The sequence below is a fragment of the Inquilinus sp. genome (genome assembly GCF_057815775.1).
In genome coordinates this window covers 1-2,038 of the sequence record NZ_JBYRFX010000418.1, presented here as the reverse complement: position 1 = coordinate 2,038, position 2,038 = coordinate 1, and the positions used below count along the sequence as shown (strand labels likewise).

Genomic DNA, 2,038 nt, shown 5'->3' with positions numbered 1-2,038 from the left:
CGAGGAACTCGGCCGCGCCATAGGTCCGGCCGAGGGCGACGCCGCCATACCAGGGCCAGATCGCCATGTCGGCGATGCTGTACTCGCCGCCCGCGACGTATTCGCTCTCGGCCAGGCGCCGGTCGAGCACGTCGAGCTGGCGCTTCGACTCCATGGCGTAGCGGTTGATCGCGTATTCGATCTTGACCGGGGCATAGGCGTAGAAATGGCCGAAGCCGCCGCCGAGGAACGGCGCGCTGCCCATCTGCCAGAACAGCCAGGACAGGGTTTCGGCCCGCGCCGGCCCGTCCTTCGGCAGGAAGGCGCCGAACTTCTCGGCGAGGTGGACCAGGATGGCGCCGGATTCGAACACCCGGACCGGGGTCGGGCCGCTGCGGTCCAGCAGTGCCGGGATCTTCGAATTCGGGTTGATGTCGACGAAGCCGCTGCCGAACTGGTCGCCATCGCCGATCTTGATCGGCCAGGCGTCGTATTCCGCGCCGCTGTGGCCCGCCGCCAGCAGCTCCTCGAACAGGATCGAGACCTTCTGGCCGTTCGGTGTCCCCAGCGAGTAGAGCTTGAAGGGATGCTTGCCGACCGGCAGTTCCTTGTCATGCGTGGGCCCGGCGATCGGCCGGTTGATGTTGGCGAATTGCCCGCCGCTACCCTGTTCCCAGACCCAGACCTTCGGCGGCGTGTATTCGGACGAACTGCTCATGCTCGATGCTCCCGATGGGGCGGCGTGTGAATCGCAATGCGCCCCGACCCTAGAACGCGATCGTTGCAGATAGAAGCGTTTCCGTTGCCATCGCGTTCACGTTCTGGGTTTGCCCCGTTCACAAGGCGACGGCGGCGCGTGATCCGCGGCGGTATAGCGCAGCAGCAGCCGGTTCAGCCGGCCCTGGCTGCCATCGGCGCTGAAATCGACGAAGGTCAGCACCACCTGGGCCGATGGGAGGCGCCAGAGCTGCGTCGCCACGCCGGCGCCGTCGACGCAATCCTGCGTCGGCGGGCCCATCCGGGCCGCGAGGTCGTTGACGAAGGATTGCAGTTCGGACGGGCCGGGGATCGGCGGCCGGCGCTCGAACAGGATCTGGGCCAGCCGGCCGCTGCGGCGGTCGATTTCCGGCAGCATGTCGAAGGCGATGCCGCCGACGACCACGTCCCGCATCAGCCAACCGGCGGTGAATGGTCCGAAATCCCGCGGCGGGGCCAGTTTCACCGCCTGCGGCAGCGCGGCGGCGACCTGGGCCGGCGTCATGCCCCAGGTCAGGCCCTGCCAGCCCTGGATGTCATCTGCGGCAGAGGCCGATCCGGCCAGGACCGCCAGCAGCAGCGCCACGCCGAGGCGGCGGAGCCCCATGGTATCGCGTCAGCCGCGATGGACGATGTGCGGCCGCGGCCCGTCCAGCCGGGGCCAGCGGATGAAGGCGATGGCCCAGACCACGAACACCGAGACCAGCGGTATCAGCAGCAGGATCGACCACAGCGGCGTCACCCGCGCCTTGACCAGCGCGTAGCCGGCGAAGCTCATCAGCATGACGATGTAGATGCCGATGACCAGGTTGGTGCCCCAATGCGGCATCATCCCCATCCAGGCCGGGCCGTAGATCGTCGTCAGGACATCCAGGATGTCGCTCACCGCTTGGCCTCCGCCGCCGCGATCGCCGGCCAGCGCCGGAACAGCAGCACCGCGAAGACCAGCATGATGCCGATGCTCGGCGCCAGCGCCAGCAGGGCCCAGGCGCGCGACAGGCCGGCGCGCTTCAGGATCAGCACGAAGGCCGGCAGCGTCAGCAGCGACAGCAGCAGGTTCTTCCCGGCCGGGCTGTAGATGAAGTCAGCGAAGGTCATGGATCAGGAAGCCGCCGCCGCGATGCGGGCCGAGGCCTTCTGGCGCACGCTGTCGGATTTCAGCTGGCCGCAGGCGGCCAGGATGTCGCCGCCGCGCGGCGTCCGGATCGGGCTGGCATAGCCGGCCTCCATCAGGATGTCGGCGAAGCGGTCGATCGCCTCCTTGGTCGAGCATTCGAACGGCGCGCCCGGCCACGGGTTGAAC

At 68.5% G+C, this 2,038-nt stretch carries 4 protein-coding genes and 1 pseudogene; all 5 read right to left on the bottom strand.

Translation table 11 applies throughout. The annotated features are described in order from the left end of the window. The coding region (yghU, locus tag AC3XYG_RS14915; RefSeq protein ID WP_489140625.1) for a glutathione-dependent disulfide-bond oxidoreductase at positions 1-697 on the bottom strand (697 nt) is incomplete at its 3' end. 96 nt (positions 698-793) lie between these two features. Beyond that, complete coding sequence (locus tag AC3XYG_RS14910; RefSeq protein ID WP_489140624.1) at positions 794-1,342, bottom strand: hypothetical protein; 549 nt, start codon at positions 1,340-1,342, stop codon at positions 794-796. A 9-nt stretch (positions 1,343-1,351) separates the two neighbouring features. Continuing rightward, positions 1,352-1,621, bottom strand: coding sequence for a hypothetical protein (locus AC3XYG_RS14905; RefSeq protein WP_489140623.1), 270 nt, complete (start codon positions 1,619-1,621; stop codon positions 1,352-1,354). Beyond that, positions 1,618-1,833: a hypothetical protein gene (locus tag AC3XYG_RS14900; protein WP_489140622.1), complete on the bottom strand. Its 216-nt coding sequence runs from the start codon at positions 1,831-1,833 to the stop codon at positions 1,618-1,620. Before AC3XYG_RS14900 ends, AC3XYG_RS14905 begins: the two co-directional genes overlap by 4 nt. A 3-nt stretch (positions 1,834-1,836) precedes the next feature. Beyond that, positions 1,837-2,038, bottom strand: a pseudogene (locus AC3XYG_RS14895) (dual-specificity RNA methyltransferase RlmN); the annotation flags it as partial.

Coding starts and splice junctions, on each gene's coding strand:
- AC3XYG_RS14910 (WP_489140624.1), bottom strand. CDS start 1,342: ATGGGGCTCCGCCGCCTCGGCGTGGCGCTGCTGCTGGCGGTCCTGGCC.
- AC3XYG_RS14900 (WP_489140622.1), bottom strand. CDS start 1,833: ATGACCTTCGCTGACTTCATCTACAGCCCGGCCGGGAAGAACCTGCTG.